17 protein-coding genes and 1 pseudogene are annotated in these 19,261 nt (G+C 71.9%); 4 read left to right on the top strand and 14 right to left on the bottom strand.

Features of this window, described 5'->3' with window-relative positions:
- The first annotated feature begins 14 nt into the window (after positions 1-14).
- The gene (locus ACMXN5_RS45740; protein ID WP_439680784.1) at positions 15-662 is read left to right on the top strand and encodes a phosphotransferase; all 648 of its coding nucleotides are present in this window, start codon (positions 15-17) and stop codon (positions 660-662) included.
- 98 nt (positions 663-760) lie between these two features.
- On the opposite strand, the gene secD is transcribed toward ACMXN5_RS45740, so the two are convergent.
- The 7 genes from secD to ACMXN5_RS45775 form a co-directional block, all read right to left on the bottom strand.
- Positions 761-3,088 carry a protein translocase subunit SecD gene (gene secD, locus ACMXN5_RS45745; protein ID WP_439680785.1) on the bottom strand — a complete coding sequence of 776 codons (2,328 nt, stop codon included), beginning with the start codon at positions 3,086-3,088 and terminating at the stop codon, positions 761-763.
- A gap of 53 nt (positions 3,089-3,141) precedes the next feature.
- On the bottom strand, positions 3,142-3,654 hold the full coding sequence (locus ACMXN5_RS45750) for a hypothetical protein (protein WP_439680786.1): 513 nt from the start codon (positions 3,652-3,654) through the stop codon (positions 3,142-3,144).
- Positions 3,655-3,787: 133 nt separating this feature from the next.
- On the bottom strand, positions 3,788-4,975 hold the full coding sequence (locus ACMXN5_RS45755; protein ID WP_439680787.1) for a low temperature requirement protein A: 1,188 nt from the start codon (positions 4,973-4,975) through the stop codon (positions 3,788-3,790).
- Positions 4,976-5,059: 84 nt separating this feature from the next.
- The gene (locus ACMXN5_RS45760) at positions 5,060-5,470 is read right to left on the bottom strand and encodes a VOC family protein (protein WP_439680788.1); all 411 of its coding nucleotides are present in this window, start codon (positions 5,468-5,470) and stop codon (positions 5,060-5,062) included.
- A 76-nt stretch (positions 5,471-5,546) separates the two neighbouring features.
- On the bottom strand, positions 5,547-6,134 hold the full coding sequence (locus ACMXN5_RS45765) for a helix-turn-helix domain-containing protein (protein ID WP_439680789.1): 588 nt from the start codon (positions 6,132-6,134) through the stop codon (positions 5,547-5,549).
- Positions 6,135-6,491: 357 nt separating this feature from the next.
- Positions 6,492-7,169 carry an NADPH-dependent F420 reductase gene (locus tag ACMXN5_RS45770; RefSeq protein ID WP_439680790.1) on the bottom strand — a complete coding sequence of 226 codons (678 nt, stop codon included), beginning with the start codon at positions 7,167-7,169 and terminating at the stop codon, positions 6,492-6,494.
- A gap of 269 nt (positions 7,170-7,438) precedes the next feature.
- A complete protein-coding gene (locus ACMXN5_RS45775) occupies positions 7,439-8,497 on the bottom strand; it encodes a GlxA family transcriptional regulator (RefSeq protein WP_439680791.1) in 1,059 nt (352 codons plus the stop codon).
- A gap of 117 nt (positions 8,498-8,614) precedes the next feature.
- Between ACMXN5_RS45775 and ACMXN5_RS45780 the strand changes: the two genes are divergently transcribed.
- A complete protein-coding gene (locus tag ACMXN5_RS45780; protein ID WP_439681424.1) occupies positions 8,615-9,553 on the top strand; it encodes an NADP-dependent oxidoreductase in 939 nt (312 codons plus the stop codon).
- Positions 9,554-9,752: 199 nt separating this feature from the next.
- Here the strand turns inward: ACMXN5_RS45780 and ACMXN5_RS45785 are convergent.
- The 6 genes and pseudogenes from ACMXN5_RS45785 to ACMXN5_RS45810 form a co-directional block, all read right to left on the bottom strand.
- Positions 9,753-10,372: pseudogene (locus ACMXN5_RS45785) on the bottom strand (alpha/beta fold hydrolase); the annotation flags it as partial.
- Between the two features lie 109 nt (positions 10,373-10,481).
- Positions 10,482-11,309, bottom strand: a complete 828-nt coding sequence (locus tag ACMXN5_RS45790; RefSeq protein ID WP_439680792.1) for an SCO6745 family protein — start codon at positions 11,307-11,309, stop codon at positions 10,482-10,484.
- Between the two features lie 253 nt (positions 11,310-11,562).
- Entirely contained in the window at positions 11,563-13,014 is a 1,452-nt protein-coding gene (locus ACMXN5_RS45795) for an alcohol dehydrogenase catalytic domain-containing protein (RefSeq protein ID WP_439680793.1), read from the bottom strand.
- Between the two features lie 15 nt (positions 13,015-13,029).
- The gene (locus ACMXN5_RS45800; protein ID WP_439680794.1) at positions 13,030-14,178 is read right to left on the bottom strand and encodes a YncE family protein; all 1,149 of its coding nucleotides are present in this window, start codon (positions 14,176-14,178) and stop codon (positions 13,030-13,032) included.
- A complete protein-coding gene (locus tag ACMXN5_RS45805) occupies positions 14,175-14,819 on the bottom strand; it encodes an ankyrin repeat domain-containing protein (protein WP_439680795.1) in 645 nt (214 codons plus the stop codon). The genes ACMXN5_RS45800 and ACMXN5_RS45805 overlap by 4 nt, the downstream gene beginning before the upstream one ends.
- Before the next feature lie 234 nt (positions 14,820-15,053).
- Complete coding sequence (locus tag ACMXN5_RS45810; RefSeq protein ID WP_439680796.1) at positions 15,054-15,914, bottom strand: FadR/GntR family transcriptional regulator; 861 nt, start codon at positions 15,912-15,914, stop codon at positions 15,054-15,056.
- 164 nt (positions 15,915-16,078) lie between these two features.
- On the opposite strand from ACMXN5_RS45810, the gene ACMXN5_RS45815 reads away from it, so the two are divergent.
- Together ACMXN5_RS45815 and ACMXN5_RS45820 are read left to right on the top strand one after the other, a co-directional pair.
- The gene (locus tag ACMXN5_RS45815) at positions 16,079-16,918 is read left to right on the top strand and encodes a fumarylacetoacetate hydrolase family protein (protein ID WP_439680797.1); all 840 of its coding nucleotides are present in this window, start codon (positions 16,079-16,081) and stop codon (positions 16,916-16,918) included.
- A gap of 40 nt (positions 16,919-16,958) precedes the next feature.
- Positions 16,959-17,885, top strand: a complete 927-nt coding sequence (locus ACMXN5_RS45820; RefSeq protein ID WP_439680798.1) for a VOC family protein — start codon at positions 16,959-16,961, stop codon at positions 17,883-17,885.
- 20 nt (positions 17,886-17,905) lie between these two features.
- Here the strand turns inward: ACMXN5_RS45820 and ACMXN5_RS45825 are convergent, their stop codons facing one another.
- On the bottom strand, positions 17,906-19,165 hold the full coding sequence (locus ACMXN5_RS45825; protein ID WP_439680799.1) for an MFS transporter: 1,260 nt from the start codon (positions 19,163-19,165) through the stop codon (positions 17,906-17,908).
- Positions 19,166-19,261 lie beyond the last annotated feature (96 nt).

The following is a 19,261-nucleotide window of genomic DNA, read 5'->3' on the forward strand; positions in this document are numbered from 1 at the left end:
AGTACCGTCACGTTGTGACCGACCTCGTGATGGTGGCGTCCGGCCGAGATGCCGATGTCTTCGCTCTCGACGCGCAGCGCGTCCTGCGCCGGTATCGGGACGGAGGCGACGTGGCCGCCGAGGCCTCGATGATGGCGCACGTGGGCGCGTTGGGGTTCCCGGTGCCCCGGGTCTACTCGGCCGAGGGCTGCGATCTGGTCCTCGAACGACTCACCGGTCCGACCATGCTGCAGGCGCTGGGCAGCGGGGAGATCACCACGTCGGCGGCGGCGGAACAGCTGGCCGGCCTGCTCTCCCGCCTCCACGCGCTGCCGCCACGGATCCCGGGCGGGCCCGGGGAGCATCCGGTGCACCTGGATCTGCACCCGGCGAACATCATGCTCGAAGCGCGCGGGCCGGTGGTGATCGACTGGCGCAACTCCCGAGAGGGGCGGCCCGAGTTCGACGTCGCCGTATCCGCGCTGATCCTTGCCCAGGTCGCGGTCGACCCCGCCTGGGCGGAGGCCGCGCTCGCCGCCGAGTTCCTCACCGCGTTCCTGGCCACCGTCGGCGCCGTGCCTCCCGACGCGTTGGACCATGCCGTACGCTTCCGCCGCGCCGACCCCAACCTGACCACCCGCGAGATCGGCCTGCTGGGTGAGGCGGTCGCGTTGCTCGGCTAGCGTCGCGAGCACGGCCGGGGAGGGCCGTCTCGCCCTGCCCCGCCGCGGTGGGCCCGGTGGATGGGGCAGGGCTACCGCCGCGGGGCGGTTCGGAAGGGTCAGATGCGGGCGCCGTTGTCGTGTGGGGTGTGGCCGGGGCGGGAAGCGCGCCCGCTGTGGTGGTCGGGGGAGGGTTGGGGGCGGGGCGTGCGTGGTGGCGCAGGTGTCGTGCGTGACTCCAGTGCGACTGCCGCGGGTGTGGCGACGGTGACCGTGGAGACGGTGCCGGCGACCACCCCGATCAGCAGGGCCAGTGCGAAGTCGGCCAGTGAGTCGCCGCCCAGCACGGCCAGTGCGATCAGGACGAACAACGCGCCCGAACCGGTGTTGACGGTGCGCGGCAGGGTCTGGAACACCGCGGTGTCGGCGATCCGGGCGAGCGAGCGCTCACCGGGTGTGCGGCGCAGTTCGCGGATCCGGTCGAAGACGACGACGGAGTCGTTGACCGAGTAGCCGATCACGGTGAGCAGCGCGGCCAGGAACACCGCGTCGACCGTGCGTCCCAGCCACGCGAAGGCGCCCACCACGATCAGCACGTCGTGCGCCATCGCGACGACCGCGGCCACCCCGAAGGTCCAGCGGAACCGCACCGCGAGGTATGCCATCTGGGCGGCGAGCGCCACCCCGAGGGCGATCGTGGCCTTGAGTCGCAGCTCCTTCCCCAGGCTCGGCCCGATGAACTCGTCGCGCACCTTCTCCGCGCCGTGGCCGAGTTCGACGACCGTCGCGGTGATCCGCACCTCCTCGGCCTCGGTCGGCTTGCCCGTGCGTACCGTGAGTTCGTGATCGCCCGAGGCCTGTACGACGGCCTTGGGGAATCCGGCGTCGGCGAGCGCCGCCCGGGCCCGGTCCGGATCGACCGCCTGCGTGGTCGCGTACTCGACGAGCCGGCCACCGGTGAACTCCACGCCGAAGTCGACGCCGCGTACCGCTACGCCGGACACCGCCAGGCCCAGCGCGAGTACGCCGGATACGGCCATCATGCGTCGGCGATGCCGCATGAGGTTCGGATCGCGCCTGCCCAGCCACTCGCGTACCCGACCCGCGTGCGCGATGCCGCTGATCCGGGGCCGGCGCCGGACCGCCGCGCGCGTCACGGCGAACTCGGCCAGGACCCGGGTGACCACCAGCGCGCTGACCATCGACGCGAGCACGCCGATGCCGAGCGTCACCCCGAATCCGCGCACCGGGCCGGTGGCCAGGAAGAACAGCAGGCCCGCGGCGATCAGCGTGGTGACGTTGGAGTCGGCGACGGCGCCGAACGCGTTGCGAAAACCTCGGGTCAGGGACGGACGCAGGGCCGGTGCGGTTCGCGCGAGGTATTCCTCCCGGGCCCGTTCGAACACCAGCACATTGGCGTCGACCGCCATCCCGACGGCCAGTACGAACCCGGCGAGTCCCGGCAGGGTGAGGGTGGCGCCGACGCCGACCAGGGCGGCGTACGCGATCAGCCCGTAGCCGACCAGGGCCAGCGCGGCGAGGACGCCGAGCAGGCGGTACACGCACACGATGAACAGCGCGGTCAGCGCGGCGCCGACGATCGCGGCCCACATCGCGGCCTCGATGGCCCGTTCGCCCAGCGTGGGCCCCACGGTGCGGTGTTCGACGGTCTCGACCGGTACCGGCAGCGCGCCGCCGTTGATCAGCAGCGCCAGTTCGCGCGCGTCACGTTTGTCGAAGTCGCCGGTGATGCGGGTGGATCCGCCGAGGATGCCGGTGCCGCAGCGCACCGACTGCTCGACCTGGGGCGAGGAGACGACCCTGCCGTCCAGGGCGATCGCCACGCGCCGCGCGGGGCTTCCCGACGGTGCGCACGCGGCGTCCGCGGTGAGTTCGGCCCAGGCCCGTTCGCCCCGACCGCGCAGGTCGAGCGTGACGTGCCAGCCGCCGCCGGCCGGATCCAGGAGCGCCCGGGCGCGGTCGACGTCGGCTCCGCTCATCCGTGATGCGTCCAGCTTCAACATTCGGCCCGACTCGTCGGGCAACACCTGGCGTCCCTCGGCCTCGGGTGTGGTCGGGGCGCCGGTCGGGTCGACGACGTCGAGAACGGGATGGAAGGTGAGTTGTGCGGTACGGCCGAGCACCTCGGCGGCGCGGCGCGGGTCCTGTACGCCGGGGAGTTCGACGATGATTCGTCGCTCGCCCGAGCGGACGAGAGTGGGTTCGGAGACGCCGAGCGCGTCGACCCGACGACGTAGCACCTCCAGGGTTCGGTCGGTGGCGTCGCGGTCGGCTTTCGCGGTGGGCGAGTCCCGGGTCTCCAGCACGATCTGGGTACCGCCGCGCAGGTCGAGGCCCAGGCGCGGTGGCATGGTGGCGGCGATGTAGGTGGACATGGCGAGGATGGCGAGGGCGAACAACGCCCGCACCTTGGTGGCACGTGGCAAGGATGGTCTCCACGGATACACCGCGGCCGGTGGTCGGCGCGCGGCGATCGGACTCAGGGAACGTCTGGAGCCCGGGGAGACGGTGGAGCGCGGCCCGGCGGGAGCGCGAAACGGCGCGGCGAAGGATCGGCGTCGGCGCCGAGCGCGGAGGTTCGATGCCCCGCGGGTGGCGGGAGCGCGACGGCGCGGCCGGTGAGCGCCGCGTCGTGGGGGTGGTGGAGGTGGTGCCGCTCGTCGTGGAGGTCGCGGGCCGCGAGCGGTGTCGGCGGGCCGCGTCGCACGTCGCGGGTCGCCTCGTCGGCGACGTCGCGTACGTGCCCCGGGTCGGCGGTGGCGTGCGCGGAGGCGGAGGCGGAGGCGCGGTCGGGATCGGGTGCGCCGGCGGCGTGGGCGGATGCGGGGGCGGCCGGCGCGCCGAGCAGCGCGAGGGCGACGGCGAGCAGCGCCCCGAGCCACCCATTGCGCCGGGAGCGCGTGGTGCGGGCGGAGGCAGGTGCGCTGCGGCGGCGGTGGATACCGGGAGAGCCGACGCGGGGAGGACGTACGGCGACGCGTCGCCGGGTCATCGCGCCCTCCTCGGTCTGCGCCGTTCCCACGCCGACGTGGGCACGATCCGGTTCATGGTCGCAACGCCCGGCCCGCTGTTTCGAGTTCCCGGGACGCGGTTACCGGGACGTGGTCACCGGGGCCGAACCGACGTTACGGAACGGTGTGTACGTCGAGCGGAGCCGCCGGGTGCCGCCGGCGATGGCGGGTTTCCAGCGTGCCGTACGCGATCAGGATCGCGGCGATGGCGGCGATCTGGGCCAGCGCCGAGCCGAAGCGGCCGATCGGGATGGTGGCGAGCAGGGTCAGCACGGCGCCGATCCGGTGGCCGTTCGGGGTGATGTGGAAGGCACGACGGGTGGCCACGACCGAGGCGAGGAAGAGCGCGAGTCCGCCCACCAGGGTGCCGGCGTGGACGGTGTCGAGGCGGTCCGAGGGATGCGCCATCGCTCCCTTGACGCCGGCCGCGAACAGCAGCATGCCAAGGAGCAGTCCGTAGTGCACGTACCCGTAGATGTTGAGCGCGCGCAGATTGCGGGCCTTGGGCTCCAGCCGCTCCAGGACCGCGACGGCCCGCTCGTCGTCGTCGGCGCCGAAGTACGCCCACCAGATGGCGAAGCACACCGTCAGGGTCGATGCCGCCGTCGCGATGAGGGTCGGGTTCAGCGCGAGGCCCTGCGCGCCGACGCCGATCGCGATCACCGACTCGCCCAGCGCGACGATCACCACCAGACCGTGCCGCTCCACGAAGTGCGGGACGCTCAACCGGAAGCCGTCGTTGCCGGCGACGTAGGGCGTGATGACCTGCACGACCACCGCGGCGGCCCATGCCGCGAGTTGCGCGTTGGTGTCGAGGAACCCGCCGACCACGATCAACGCGGTACTGGACATGTTGAACGGGGCGATCCGGACGAACGCCTGCCGGGTGCCGCCGGAGGCCAGGAACATCGCGAAGTGCACACCCGACAACATCAGGTACCCGAATCCGAACGCCTCCCCGGTCCCGTCGAAGGCGTGCGGAATGGCCAACGCGACCACGAGGAAGCCCGCCATCCCGACCATCAGGAGCGCCTGGCGCAGGGGCGTGGTCGGCGGCACGGTGTTGGTCAGCCACACGTAGCCGCTGTACATCCACCAGATGAGCGCGAGCATGAGCACCACCCGGGTGATCCCGGTCGGGTTCAACTCGTGCGCGATCGCGGCGGTCAGCTGGGTCACCGTGAACACGAAGACCAGGTCGAAGAACAGCTCCAGGGTGGACACCCGCACGGTGGACTCCACCGGGTCGGCCGGTGTCGCGGGCGGTGCGGGCATCGCGGACTCGGGGAGGGGGAGGGTCACGGCGACATTATGGGGACGCGGGCGCATGCGCGTGCCCTCGGGGCCGGGAACGCCGCGGTTGGGGTTGAATCGGACGAGGTGTGGTCAGTCCGCGTGGATGTCGTCGAAGGCGGGCTCTCCGGTGATGATCCACAGATGGTCGAACGGGTCGCGGATGCGGCCCGAGCGCTTCCCGTACGGCCGGTTCTCGATGGCCACGACCACCTCGGCCCCGTGGGCGGTCATGCGTTCGCCGACCTCGTCCGGGTTGTCGACCTCGACCTCCAGCAGGACCGGCGAGCCGCCCAGATCACGTGGTGATACCCACCCCCATGCCGCGACGGCGGGGGAGACCCGGAACGAGAACCCGCCGAGGCGCAGATCCACCACGGTGGGGCGGCCGTCGTCGCCCGGCGCACGAAACACTTCCTCGGCGCCGAGGACTTCCCGGTAGAAGGCCGACGCACGGTCGGGGTCGGACACGATCAGGCGAGGGAGGATCCGGGTTTCTGTCATGTACCGATCATGAGGCGGGGAGGCGGCCGAGTCTTGAACATTTGGGATCGGCCGCAGTCTCCGGCCCGGCCGAGGGTCACCCGGACGCGGTCGCCCCGGTGGAGGACCGGTCGTGGGCGGACGGCTTGCTCGCGGACGGGCCTTCGGTGCGCAGCCACTCGGTGGGTGTGTACCCGGCCATGGCCCGCCACTCCCGGGAGAGATGCGCCTGATCGGCAAACCCCGACGCGGCGGCCACGTCCGCCAGGCCGGCTCCTGCGGTGCCGACGGCCGCGAGCCGGCGTCGGACGGCTTCGAAGCGGACCAGACGCTGGTACTCCTTCGGCGTCACCCCGCATTCGGCACGAACCCTGGCGCTCAGGTGCCGCCTGGAACAGCCGAGCCGCCGAGCGGCCTCGTCCACCCGGGCGGTGCGGGCCAGGGCCGCGAGCATGGCACGCAGTTCGTTGGCGTTGTCGCGCTCACCGTGCCGTGCCAGGCCGGCCAGCAGGCACCGTTGGACCAGCGCGCGACGTTGCGGCCAGGTCCGGCAGCCCGCCAACCGCTCCGGGAGATCCGCGAGCGCGGGAACGACGTCGGCAAGGTCGACCACGTGTCCGGCCAGGGCAGACGCAGGCAGCCCCAGCAAGGCCCCGGCACCCAGCGGGTCGAGTGTGACGTACACACCACGCGTGCACCCTTGCTGCCGCAGCTCGGCCGCATCCAAGTGCAGGCCGGCCACCACAGCGCGGTGGCGACTGGGCGAGCCCGAACGCGCGACCCACCCGACCTCGAGAAAGTCGTCCTCGGGAATGGTGATCGACACGGTGGACGAAGGCAGCCCACGATGAACGCCCCCCGAGCCCGCCCCGAGATCGTACGCATCCAACGTCGCCACGAACGCCCCCGCGGAGGCCCCTTGCCCGATCACCAACCCAGTCTCCCACCACCATCCGACCCAGAACCCGCCGCCGGGGGCGACGGAGCCGAGTGGCGCCCCCGGCGACGGTGGTGGTCGGTTACCCGTTGCGCCCGATCCGGGTCATGCGGGGGTCGAGGCCCGCTCGGCGGTGGGGGCGACGGCGACCGCGATGTTGAAGTCGACCGGGCCCAGGACCCCGTACAGGCGTAGCCACAGAGGCATCAGGAGTTCCGTCGCGCGGGCACTGGACAGGTCGCCGAGGTCGATGATCTGGGCGGGGGTCCAGCCGAAGGAGCCCAGCAGGGTTGCCACTTCGGCCTTGGCGGCCTCGTCGTCGCCGCTGAGGAACACGTTGTGGTGGCCCGGGACGAGGCCCGGCTCGACCATGACCGTGTTGTTCATCGTGTTGAGGGTCTTGACGACCCGGGTTTCCGGGAACGCCTTCTGCAGGTGCTCGGCGAGGCTGCCGCCGTCCGGGGTGAAGACCTTGGGCGGGAAGCCCTCGGAGAAGTCCAGTGCGTTGGACACGTCGACGAGGATCTTGCCGCGCAGATTGTCGGCCCCCGCCGCCTCCAGCACGGCCTCCGAAACCAGGCCGCCGGTCGCGTTCACCACGAGTTCGCCGGCGCCGGCCGCGTCGGCGAAGGTGCCGTGTGCGCCGCCGTTGTCCGCCGCCCACTGCCTGGCCTCGGCGTTGTCCGCCGTCCTGGAGCCGAGCGTGACGTGATGCCCCAGTGACGCGAGCTTGCCGGCGAGCCGTCGTCCGACCTCGCCCGTGCCCAGTACGCCGATCCTCATGTGCTGTTCCCTCTCGTACAAAAACGCCGAGCGACCACGGCAGCAGACGGAGCGGTGGTCGGCCGGTTTCGTTCGACCGGTTTGATCCATGCGACCGTAGATCGCGACCGCCCGGGGCGGAAGTACGCACTATTCGGTACCTTTACCGGGGCCGGCGTTCAGCCCGGAGGTGACGGTGGCCGCCACGAGGGTGGCGACCCGCAGCCACCTCACGAGGCCTCCGGGGTCCAGATCCCGGCGGGCCGGACGCCGCCGCTGCTGCGGAGGGGTCAGGTTCGGAAGGTTCGGCGGTATGTGCCCGGGGAGACGCCGATTGCGGTGTGTAGGTGTTGGCGTAGGGAGACGTCGGTGCCGAAGCCGGCGCGTTCGGCGATTCGGGATACCGGTAGGTCGCTGGTTTCCAGCAACTCCCGGGCCAAGTCCACGCGTTGCCGGGTGAGCCATTGGCCGGGGCTTTGCCCCACCTCGGCTCGGAAGCGGCGGGTGAAGGTGCGGCGGCTCATGCCCGCGTGTCGGGCGAGGTCTTCCAGCGACAGCGGTTCGTGCAGCCGTTCCAGGGCCCAGGCCCGGGTGGCGGATGTGCCGGTGTCGGCGGTCGGGGGTACAGGACGTTCGACGTACTGCGCCTGACCGCCCTCGCGCTGTGGTGGCACCACGCAGCGGCGCGCGACCAGGTTGGCGACCGCGCTGCCGTGGTCGACCCGGATCAGATGCATGAGCAGGTCGATCCCGGAGGCCGCGCCCGCCGAGGTCAGGACCCGGCCGGCGTCCACGTAGAGCACGTCGGAGGTCACACTGACCTGCGGATACAGGTGGCCCAGGCGCTCCGCGTGCCGCCAGTGCGTGGTTGCCGGGTGGCCGTCGAGCAGGCCCGCGGCGGCCAGTACGTAGGTCGCGATGCAGATCGAGACGATGCGGGCGTCGGGCGGGATCAGGCGCAGCGCACGGGCCAGCGGCGCGGGCATCGCGGCGCCGTCGACGATCTCCGCGAATCGTTCGGACGCCGGGATGACGACCGTGCCCGCGCTCGCGAGCACCGCGGCGTCGTGTTCGACGGTGATCGCGAAGTCCGCCGCGGTGCGCACGGGGCGTCCGTCGATCGAACAGGTCACGACGTCGTACAGCGGCCGGTTCGCGGCGTCCGTCGCGGCGCCGAACAGGCGTGCGGCGAGGCTCAGTTCGAACGGGATCACGCCGTCGACGGCCAGCACCACGACGCGGTGCGGAACCGGCGCGGGCTCGTCCGAGACCGGCGCGGGGATGCACGGGAACGGCTCGGAGTCCGACCCGAACGCAACGGAAGTGGGCGATGTACCGACGATGGCCATGGCCCGATCATTGCACATGATGACCTTCGGGCCACTGTTTTGCCTGGTCGCATCGCGGACATGCTGGGTCCCATGACAAGCACGGATGCCACCACCGCACAGGAAGCGAAGAGCACCATGAAGGCGATGAGCCAGGACGTGTACGGCGGGCCCGACGTCGTACACGAGATCGAATCCCCCCGGCCGGTGCCGGGCCCCTCCGAGATCCTGGTGCGGGTACACGCGGCCGGTATGAACCCGACGGACTGGAAGCACCGCCAATTCGCCGGCTTCCTGGGCCGGCTTCCGCTGGTGCTGGGCTGGGACGTCTCGGGCACGGTCGAGGCGGTCGGCATCGGGGTGACGCTGCACGAGCCGGGCGACGAGGTGTTCGGCATGCTGCCGTACCCGTCCGGGGTTGGGGCCTTCGCCGAGTACGTCGTGGCCCCCGCGCGGGCGATGACCGCCAAGCCGACAAGCCTCGACCACACGCAGGCCGCGGCCGTGCCGCTGGCGGCGCTCACCGCGTGGCAGGCCCTCGTGGACACCGCCGGTGTACGGCCCGGTCAGCGGGTGCTGGTGCACGCGGCCGCCGGCGGGGTGGGCCATTTCGCGGTACAGATCGCCAAGGCGCGCGGCGCCCACGTCATCGGGACGGCGAGCGCCGCCAAGCACGACGTGGTCCGCTCGCTCGGCGCCGACGAGATGATCGACTACCGGACCCGGGACTTCACCACGATCGAACCCGTCGACATCGTGCTGGACGCCCTCGGCGGCGACACCGCCGCGCGGTCGCTGAGCGTACTCGCGCCGGGCGGGCAACTCGTGTCGATCGCCCTGACCCAACTGCCCGACGACCTGGCCGACCGGGCGGCGCGCGCCGCGGCGGGCGTCCGGGTACGGCCGATGCTCGTCGAAGCCGACCAGGAAGGCATGCGTGCGATCGCCGCCATGATCGACGCCGGATCGCTGCGCCCCGTCGTGGAGGCCGTATTCCCCCTCGCCGAGGCCGCCAAGGGCCACATGCTGGGCGACACGGGCCGGGTGACCGGCAAGGTCGTCCTGACCGTGCCGTAGCGCCGATCCGGCCGGATCGCCCGCCCCGACCACCGGCGAGCGATCCGGGCCGCCCCGCAACCGGGGCACCGCGCCTCCGCGCCTCCGCGGGGCACCGGGGCGCCGGGGCAGCACTCACCCTTGCACCCGAGCCTCAAGAAGGAAGCCGAGCCGTTGAACGGTTCGCGTCCGCGTCGGGCTTCGGGGGCGTGGGCCCGGGTCATCCGCGGAGGAATGCCGCCGTGGTTGCCACGAATCGGTCGGCGTGGTCGAGCCACGGGTAGTGGCCTGCTCCCGGCTGCACCACGAGCGTGGCGTCGGGGAACACTTCCGCGAACTCGGCCGCGGCCACAGGCGGGCAGCTTCCTGGTTGCTCGGCCGGCCGGCTGCTTGGTGCTTCCGGGTCGTGGCGTCCCACCGGCCCCAGAAGAAGCGGGCGACGGCTTCCCAGTCGCTGCCCGTACCCTCGGTGATCGCCTGCAGGGCGGCGAACGCTGCCGGGAACCACGGCTCGTGCTTCCGGAGTTGCGCGATCTCGCGCCGCGTCTCACCCGTGATCGCGACGCCGACGGCTCGGGGGCTGGGGCCGATGAGGGCGAGCTTGCCGACCTTCTCCGGGTGCCGGGCCGCGTATTGCGTCGCGATGTTCGTGCCGGCGGAGTGGCCGAGCAGGTCCATCCGCGGTAGGCCGAGGTGCTCGCGCAGTGCCTCGACATCGTCGACCAGGCGATCGCAGCGGTAGGAGGAGGGGTCTTGGGGAATCGCGGAGCGGCCGGTGCCGCGAAGATCCAGGACGATCAGCCGGCGGTGTCCGGACAGGCCGCCGAGGTAGGCGGAGTCATCGCCTGCCCTCGCCCGCGAGATCAGGGCCCACGCGCCGGGTGCCGCCGCCGAGTTCACCATGCCCGTGCGGGTCGGCCGACTCCCGATCCCGTCCGTTGCGGGCCTGTCACCGCGAGCCTGCGGCCACCAGCTTCGCGGTGATGGGTTCCAACTCGGCGATTAACTCCTCGAGTTCGGCGGGGGACAGGGCGTCGTATGGCGGTGTGGCGAGTTCGTCGGTGAGGGCCTCGACGCGTTGTTTGGTTTCGCGGCCGGTGTCGGTGAATCGGCCGTCGGCGTCGAGGAGTCCGCGCTTGCGTAAACCGCCCATGACCGTGGCCAGTCGTTCCTTCGGCAGGTGGTGGACGCGCCCGAACGACTCCGGCGGATGGATGCCCTGCGCCGCCGCGTCCAGCAGGTGGGCTTCCGTACCGCCGATGCGCGCGCCGACGAGCGCGGCGATGTGCCCGTCGCAGCGGTGCTCGCGCAGCATGGTCGCGGAATGCCACAGCCGGGCGACCGGGTCGCCCGGCACCGCCAGGGCGCGCATTCCGGCGTACATCACGCGACCGTCCATGGGCGCGCTCGTCGCGGCCTTGGTGGTCAGGTCGGCGGCGCGCACCAGGCCCGCGGAGTCGGCCATTTCGTCGCCGAGGATCCGCCTCACGGATGCCGCGCTGCCCCGCTCGCGCGCGGCCAGGGACGCCTCGGGTGGGATCGTCTCCCACGCGCTCGGGATGTGCCGCGCGGCCTCCCCCTCGGCGAAGCTGTAGAAGGCCGCGTGTACGACCTCCGCCGGCACCCGCCCCAACGGCGCGGCGCGGCTCGCGAAGTAGCCGTCCCAGTAGGTGCGGTGGCCGAGCGCGGCGAACTCCTCGTTGCACTCGTCGGCGAAGAAGGTGACCAGGCAGATCGGTTCCAGGAGCTCGAACATGCGACGGGCGACGTGAGTCATGGCCCACATCATGCCCGCGATCGCCCCGCATGAAGCGGAACGCGCCACCGAATCGGCTCCCGGGAGCGGCGTGGGTCGCCCCGGTCGGTGCGTCGACGCGAATCCCGTACAGCTCGATCGCGTCGTCGTCGAGGACCCGCAACACCTCCGCATGGCAGCCCTGTTCGGCCGACGGTCGTGCCTGCCCACGCACGCGGAACCACTCGCCTCGGGCGGGCTGCGTTCGGTTGCCGGTTGTCGGTTCGGGGTGGCGTTACTCGTCCGGTTCGTCCATCCGGAGCAGGTGGAGATGGGGCAGGTCGAGTCGGAACAGGTGGCCTCGTCCGGAAACGGTTCCGTGGTACCTCAGTTCGTCCGGGTCGTGTACGCCCATGGCTCTGATCGCTTCCACCAGCATGGCCGCCGCGGTCTCGGTGTGCTCCTTGTTGCGGGCGGCTTTGTGGAAACGTCGTTGCCACAGGCCGCCCGCGTCGAACCACCCCCGGCCGGCGAGCAGTTCGTGGTCGATCAGGTCGGCGTGATGGACGAAGGACTCGATGCGCAGGTCGAGGCCCTCGTTCCACATGCTCACGAAGCGGAGCGGGTCGTGGGCGGATTGCAGGTGCAGGATGAACCTGGCGGGCAGGCAGGGTGTGTCGGCGCACAGTGCCCGCAGCGCGTCGGCCAGACGGGTCTGCACCCGTTCCCAGGTGACGGGCGAGCGCGGCACATCGGGGTCGGGTACTGGGGGCAGATCGGCCGGATCGCCGGCGCGCCACGTCCCGGGCGACATGTTCGGCCTTCTCGAGGCGTCGCTGTCCTCGGCGGTGTGCAGCATGTACATGACCGGCGCCGAGTGCACGTCGATCCCCACCGCCAGGGTGGTTTCTCCGGGACGGCGCCACAACATTCGCGGGCCCCTGCTCTCCCATCGATTCCCGGCTCCGGCCCACAGGGTCGGCGGCGTGCCGAGGACCTCTTCCATCAGATCCCAGGTCGTCCGGATGAAGTCCACCTCGTCCCGGTGGTCGTCGCGGTAGGCGATGCCGGTGCCGAGGTTCACCTCCAAACGAACCGCCCGCAACGCAAGGCCGTCGTCGGCCACGAGCCCGACCCCCTGCCGGGGCCCGCGCGGGGGGTAACCCAGTTTCCAGCGCACCCCGGGCAACGGTCCCCGCGCCAGGTCGACGATCTCGTCGGGCTCTACCGGGAGCACTTCCCACCCGAGCGTGGCCAGTGCGGCCTCGACCTCCGCTACGTACCAACCGCCCATGTCCAGAGAGGCCAACTCCTCGACCAGGCTCTGGAATCTCTCCCTCGAGGACAAATACCTGTACCCACCGTCCATCATGCGACGCAATATACGGACCGACGCCGACACGGCTGGCCGCCCTCGGGGCCTCGGCGGCCTTGTCCAGCGGGACGACGGCGTGGACGCGGGTCGGGAGTTCGCCGCCGGCGGCGCGGGTGAGGAGGTCGGCGCCGAGGCCGCAGACGAACCGGCCACCCGGGTGCCGACGGCCAGGTCCACCCCCGGCCCGACCGCATCCACGACGCCGGCGAAGTCCCAGCCCGGTCCGGTGTGTTCGGGCTGCTTGACCAGTCCGATCGGGTGGAAGCAGCCGGCCGCGACGCCGAGGTCGGTGGGGTTGACCGTCGCTGCGGCGATGGCGACGCGGATGTGGCCGGGACCGGGCCGGCGCACATGGGCGAAGTTCTGGCCCACCGAGAGGCTCGGGCATCACGGGAGGACCGCGACGGCGAGCGGGAGCCGGCCCACGGGTAGGCGCGTGGTCGTGCCGGTGGTGGTGTCGACCAGGGTGAGGCCGTTCCAGCCGCCGTCGCGGGTGAAGCCGCCGGAGACGTAGGCGGTGCGGCCGTCGGGCGAGAGGGTGACGCTCTCGTGAGGCCCGTCGAGCGGGACGACGCGTTCGGCTCCGTCGGGGGCGCGGACGGTGAGCGACGGCCCGGCGTCGACGTCGGAGTCGATCGGGCCGGTGGCGACGACGTACAGCGTGCCGTCGGGGGCGACGGTGACGCCGTGCTGGTGCGCATTGGCCGTCATCGGCTCGACGGCGACCCGGCCGGTCGCCGGGTCGACGACGGCGAGCCGCTCGCCCTCGAAGGGGAGCAGCAGGGCGCCGTCGGACGGGCGGACGGCGGTGTAGTGCGGCTTGAGCCAGGAGCCGAGGCCGCCCCGGGTGCCGTACGGGGCCACCTCGATCCGGCGCGTGGCCCAGGTGTCGGTGTCGACCGTGCGCACGTCGAAGGAGTCGTGGTCGGTGACGTAGACGTGGCGGCCGTCGGCGGAGACGTCCACGTCGAAGGGACGGCGGCCGACCGGAACGACCCGGGTGACGGTGCGGGTTGCGGTGTCGACGACTTCCAGCGCGCCGTCGCCGCCGGGCACGTTGACGCCGACGTAGATCCGGGTGCCGTCGGGGGAGAGGGCGATGCCCATGCCGCCGCCCCGATACTCGCCGGTGGTGACGCGGCCGGTCCGGGTCGTGTACGGGATCCGCGCGACCAGTGCGCGGGTGCGGGTGTCGACCACGGCGACGCCCTCGGCGGCGGCTACCCACGCGGTGCCGTCGGGGGCCACCACGAGCCCGTACGGCGCGGTGCCGACCCGGACCGAGCCGAGGTCGGCGGCGCGGCCGGTGCGGGACGGGTCGACGAAGGTGACGGTGTCGGCGCCGAAGTCGGTGACGAGCAGGGTCGTGGCGGGCGAACCCGGAGCGGCCGGGGCCGAGGCGGCCGAGGCGGCAGAGGCCGCGGCAGGCGCCGGAGCCTGGCCGGGGCCGGCGGCCGGCCCACCGCAGCCGGCGAGCACGGCGGCGGCCAACACGGCGAGTACGCCGGCCCGCGCGGCGCCGTCCCGGGCGGTCACGCCCCGTCCCGGCGCGCGTCGTCGGCGCGTCGTTCCGCGGCCCGCAGGGAGGCGGCGATCTCCCGGAAGCCGCGACGCTCGGCATGGGCCCGAGCGGTGACGCCGTCGCCGTCCGGCAGCAGCGGATCGGCGCCGTGGGCGAGCAGGACGTCCACCACCTCACGATGCGCCGGCCCGCCGTCGCCGAGGATGACGGCCTCCAGCAGGGCGGTCCAGCCGAGGTCGTTGACATGGTCGACGTCGATGGCGGTCTCGGCGAGCACGGCGCGGACGTACCCGACGTGCCCACGTTCGGCGGCCGGAATCACCGACACCCCGCCGAACCGGTTCCGCAGCGTGACGTCCGGCCCGCCGACCAGCAGCGTGCGCATCATCGCCACGCTGCCGGTGACCCCCGTGACCAGCCACGGACTGTCCAGTCGCTCGTCCCGAGCATTGACGTCCGCCCCGGCCTCGACCAACAACTCGGCAACGGCGACGTGATCGGCGAGCGCGGCGCACAACAGCGCCGTGCGGCCGACGTCGTCCCGCGCCGCCGGATCGGCGCCCGCGGCGAGCGCGGCACGCACACCGTCGAGATCACCGCGGCCGGCGGCATCCGACAGGGCCCGGTCGGCCGGGGACAGGGGACGTTCGGTCATGACGGACTCCTCCACGGGGCAGCACGGCACCTCCCATCCTGCGCCCGGACCCCCGGCCCGCCGCCGCCGACTCGGCCGATCCCACGACGACGACCGGTCGACACCGACATCATCCGATCGGCCGACCCCCGCCACGACCTCCTCGACGGCGGCGGAGCCCGATGACGCGCGGGTCCGTCCCGTCATCGGAGCCAAGGACGGTGAGCAGGCCCGAATCCGTGGCGGGGCACAGGCTCAGGGCTGCCGGCGCGAGGTCGAACCCGGGGGCGCCGCATACGCGGGAGCGGCGTCGTGGGTGGTGTTGTGTTCGTGGATGAGTCGAAGGGCCTCGTCGCGGTCGCGTCGGTCCAGGGCGTCCACCAGGTCGCGATGCAGTGCGTGGCGGTCGGCGATGTACTCGCCCAGGGGTTGATCGCCGGTCGGCAGTACCGACAGGGTGTGTGTCTCGATCAGTTCCAGTAGGTGCGTGTACAGCGAACCGAGCAAGGCGTTCGGGCTGATCGCGGCGATCGCGGCGTGCAGGCGCCAGTTGGCGTGTACGAACGCCACCGGGTCGGCGTCGCCCACGGCGCTTTCCATGGCGGTGATGTGGGGGCGCAGCGCGGCGATCTCGGCCGGGGAGGCGTACCAGAGCGCGTCCTCGATGAGCAGCGGGTCCAGTGCGTCACGGATGCGCACCGCCTCGGCGACGTCGTTCTGCTGCGCGTCGAGTGCCAGGACGGAGTTGCCGAGACGGACCATGGGAGACTGCTCGGCGCTGAAGAGCCCCCCGCCCGGGCCGGGTCTCACATTGACCAGACCCCGGGCCTGGAGGAGTCGCAGGGCCTCGTTGAAGGTGCCGACGGACACCTCGCAGAGAGTGCGCAGTTCCTCCTTCGTACCGAGCCGGGAACCGGGGGGCGCGGTCTCGATCAACTCCGTGACCTGCTGCGCCGCCCGTTCGGCGCGCCCCGAGCCCGCCTGTCGGGGAGCTCTCCCGGTGCTTCGAGCGCCCGCCGAGCCGCCGCCCGGGTGCGGGCCGAGCGCGGTGGGGCTGTCACGAGAGGTGGCTCCCGGCTTCCTGGTCGGCGCGAGTCTGTCCGGATCGACTGGCACGTCCACTCCCTCTGTATCGGACCACTGTATTCACCATGTTCATTCTGCCTCAGCTCTTGACGGTGTGGCTCCAGCCGCCGCAAAATCTGGATAATCATCATGCTTAATTATTGGGTGGGGTGCGCGAGTGAGCCGCCCCACCCCATTCCTCCGGGAGATCCGTCATGCGCATCGCCAACCTCTCCGGCCGACTGGCCCTGATCGTCGACGGCAAGGCCGTCGACGTCGAACGGAGCAGCAACGGCCGCTTCTCCGCCGACCCCCAGGCCGTCTACGAGCGGTGGGAGGAATTTCGTACCTGGGCCGCCGGCGACCTCCCCGCCGGCGTGGCGTTCGAGCACGGCGAACTGGGCGCGCCGGCCCCGGCGCCGCGGCAGACATTGGCGATCGGCCTGAACTACCGGGACCACGCCGCCGAGTCGGGGTTCGCCGTGCCCGAGCAACTCCCGCCGGTCTTCACCAAGTTCGCCACCAGCATCAGCGGACCCGTCACCGAGGTGAAGTTGCCGGCGGACGGCCACACCGACTGGGAGGTCGAACTGGTCGCGGTCATCGGACGTCGCGCTCACGGTGTCCGCGAGGAGGATGCCTGGAGCCACGTCGCCGGGCTGACGGTCGGCCAGGACATCTCCGAGCGGGTGATCCAACTGGCGGGCCCGGCACCGCAGTTCAGCCTCGGCAAGTCGTATCCCGGGTTCGCGCCCATGGGACCGTGGCTGGTGACACCGGACGAGTTCGACAACCCCGACGACCTCGAACTGCGTTGCGCGATCAACGGGGAACAGGTCCAAAAAGGCCGCACCCGTGACCTGATCTTCTCCGTGCCCACACTTGTCGCCCGTCTCTCCGCCGTGCTGCCGCTCCTGCCGGGCGACGTGATCTTCACCGGCACCCCCGCAGGCGTCGGCCTCGGCCGGAACCCGCAGCGCTGGCTGGCCGCGGGCGACGAACTCGTCAGCACCATCGAAGGCATCGGTGAACTGCGCCAGACCTTCGTGGCCTGAGACCGGGCGTCGACGGACAGACGGACAAGGGAGTCCTCTCGTGGCACTGCACCGACTGACCTCCATCACCATGGGGGTCCCCAACGTCGCCGAGACCGCCGCCTACTACACGGACTTCGGCCTCACCCCGGACGGAGACGGCTGGTTCACCACCCGGGACGCCGGGCGTCAGCTCAGGATCGTGCACGCGCCGACCCGCCGTCTGGTGGAGGTCAGGGTCGGCGTCGACACCCCCGACGACCTGGCGGCGAGCGCGTCCCGCCTGAAGCGGCTCGGCGTCGACTGCCACATCGCCGACGGAGCACTGACCGCCTACGACACGCCCACGGCCGTGCGCGCCGTCCTGGAAATCGCCCCGCGCCCGACGCAGGAACCGGTCGCGGCCACCGCCTACAACGGTCCCGGCCGCATCGAGCGCACGGACTCCCGCGCACCCGGCGTCCTGCGTACCGAACCGGTTCGCCCCCGCAAGCTCGGACACGCCGTCGTCGGCACCACCGACCTCGACGCCACCACCGCCTTCTTCCGTGACGGGCTCGGCTTCAAGGCATCGGACTACATCAAGGACCACGGGGCGTTCCTGCGCTGTTCCACCGACCACCACAACATCCTGGTCCTGGCCGCGCCGGTCGCGTTCCTGCACCATTCCTCGTGGCAGGTCGACGACGTCGACGAGGTCGGCCGCGGCGCCGCCGCCATGCTGGAGGACCACCCCGAGCGCCACGTCTGGGGCCTGGGCCGCCACCACGCCGGGTCGAACTTCTTCTGGTATCTCAAGGACCCGGCGGGCAACTTCAGCGAGTACTACTCCGACATGGACTGCGTGGTCGACGACCAGCTGTGGACACCGGAGGTCCTGGAGGGAGCCAAGGGCCTGTTCAACTGGGGCCCGCCACCCCCGCCTTCCTTCCTGGCCCCCGAGGACCTGGCCGCATTGATGACCGGCATCCACAGCGAATCGAGGTAGCCCCCGCGACCGGGAGGAGGTTATCGTCCTGCGCGTCGTCGGCGGCGCGCAGGACCTGCGCTCGACGGCGGGCGGGCACCTTCGGTCGGAGTGGAGACGTCGGGCAGCAGTGCCGCGACGGCCGTGCCGAGCACGGCGGGGATCATGAAGGCGATGAATCCGGTGCGTGGTGAGACCGCCAGGGCGGTCACCGCCGACAGGTAGGACGGTCCGACGATCGCGCCCAGTCGGCCGACACCCAGGCCGATGCCGAGGCCCGTACCGCGCAGGTGTGGCGGATAGAAGGCCGACATGTACGCGATGATCATGTTTTGGCAGCCCAGCGAGCCGAGCCCGGCCAGTGCCGACACCACCAGCAGCAGTGGGCGCGGCTGGTTGGAACTGAGGGTGAGCAGGGCCAGTGCGGCCAGGGCGAAGGTGCCCATGGTGACGAGCTTCAGGTGACCGCGGTCGGCGAGCAGGGAGACCAGCAGCCCGCCGGCGCTCGCCCCGACGGTGAAGGCGATCATGAACTCCAGGGACGAGCCGAGGTTGTAGCCGTTCTTCATCATCACCGTCGGCAACCACGCGGTCGTGCTGTAGACCAGCGCCATGCTCATGAACGTCGCCGCCCACAGCAGGACCGTCCCGCGCCGGGCGGCCGGGGTGAACAGCTCCGCGACGGGGCGTCGGGCGGCCGGCGCCGATTCGGGCCGATCCGCCGGGACCATGATCCGGATGAACGGGACGAGCAGCACCGCCAGGACGCCGATCCAGAACAGGATCCGGAAGTGGTGCTCCGGAAGCAGGAAGCGGCCGAGCAGGGCGGAGACGGTGCCCCCGACGCCTATGGAGCCGAGTGCGATCGCCAGGTGCAGGGTTCTGCGTCCGGGCGGGGCGCCGCGCGAGACCAGCGCCGAGACCAGCGGTGCCAGCGCGCCGATGCCGATGCCGGTACAGAACCGGGCGGCGCCCAACCGGGTGAGGTCGTCGGCGAGCGCGGCCCCGAGCATCGCCACCGAGATCCACGTCACGGACACGACCAACGGGGTGCGGTGGCCCCACCGATCGGCCGACCAGCCCGCCAGGACGGAGCCGAGCGGCATGCCCAGGGCGGTGACGCTGCCGAGGGTGCCCAGGGTGGACGGCGTGGCGCCCCAGGACCGGTCGTGCAGGAGACTCGGGCCGATGGTGCCGAGGGTGAACAGGTCGTAGCCGTCGATGAAGAGGATGAGGCACGCCAGGACGAGCATGCCCGATCGTGTTCGTGTCGCCGGAGGCGCGGCGAGGGTCGGGGTCACGGGTTCTCCTTCGCGAAGGTCTCGCCGCCGTGCCGGGTCGTCCCGGCACGGTCGGGCGAGGCGGGGCCGGAGTGGGTGGGTGGAGCGGCCGGGAGC

This window comes from Embleya australiensis, from assembly GCF_051903075.1.
GTDB lineage: Bacteria > Actinomycetota > Actinomycetes > Streptomycetales > Streptomycetaceae > Embleya.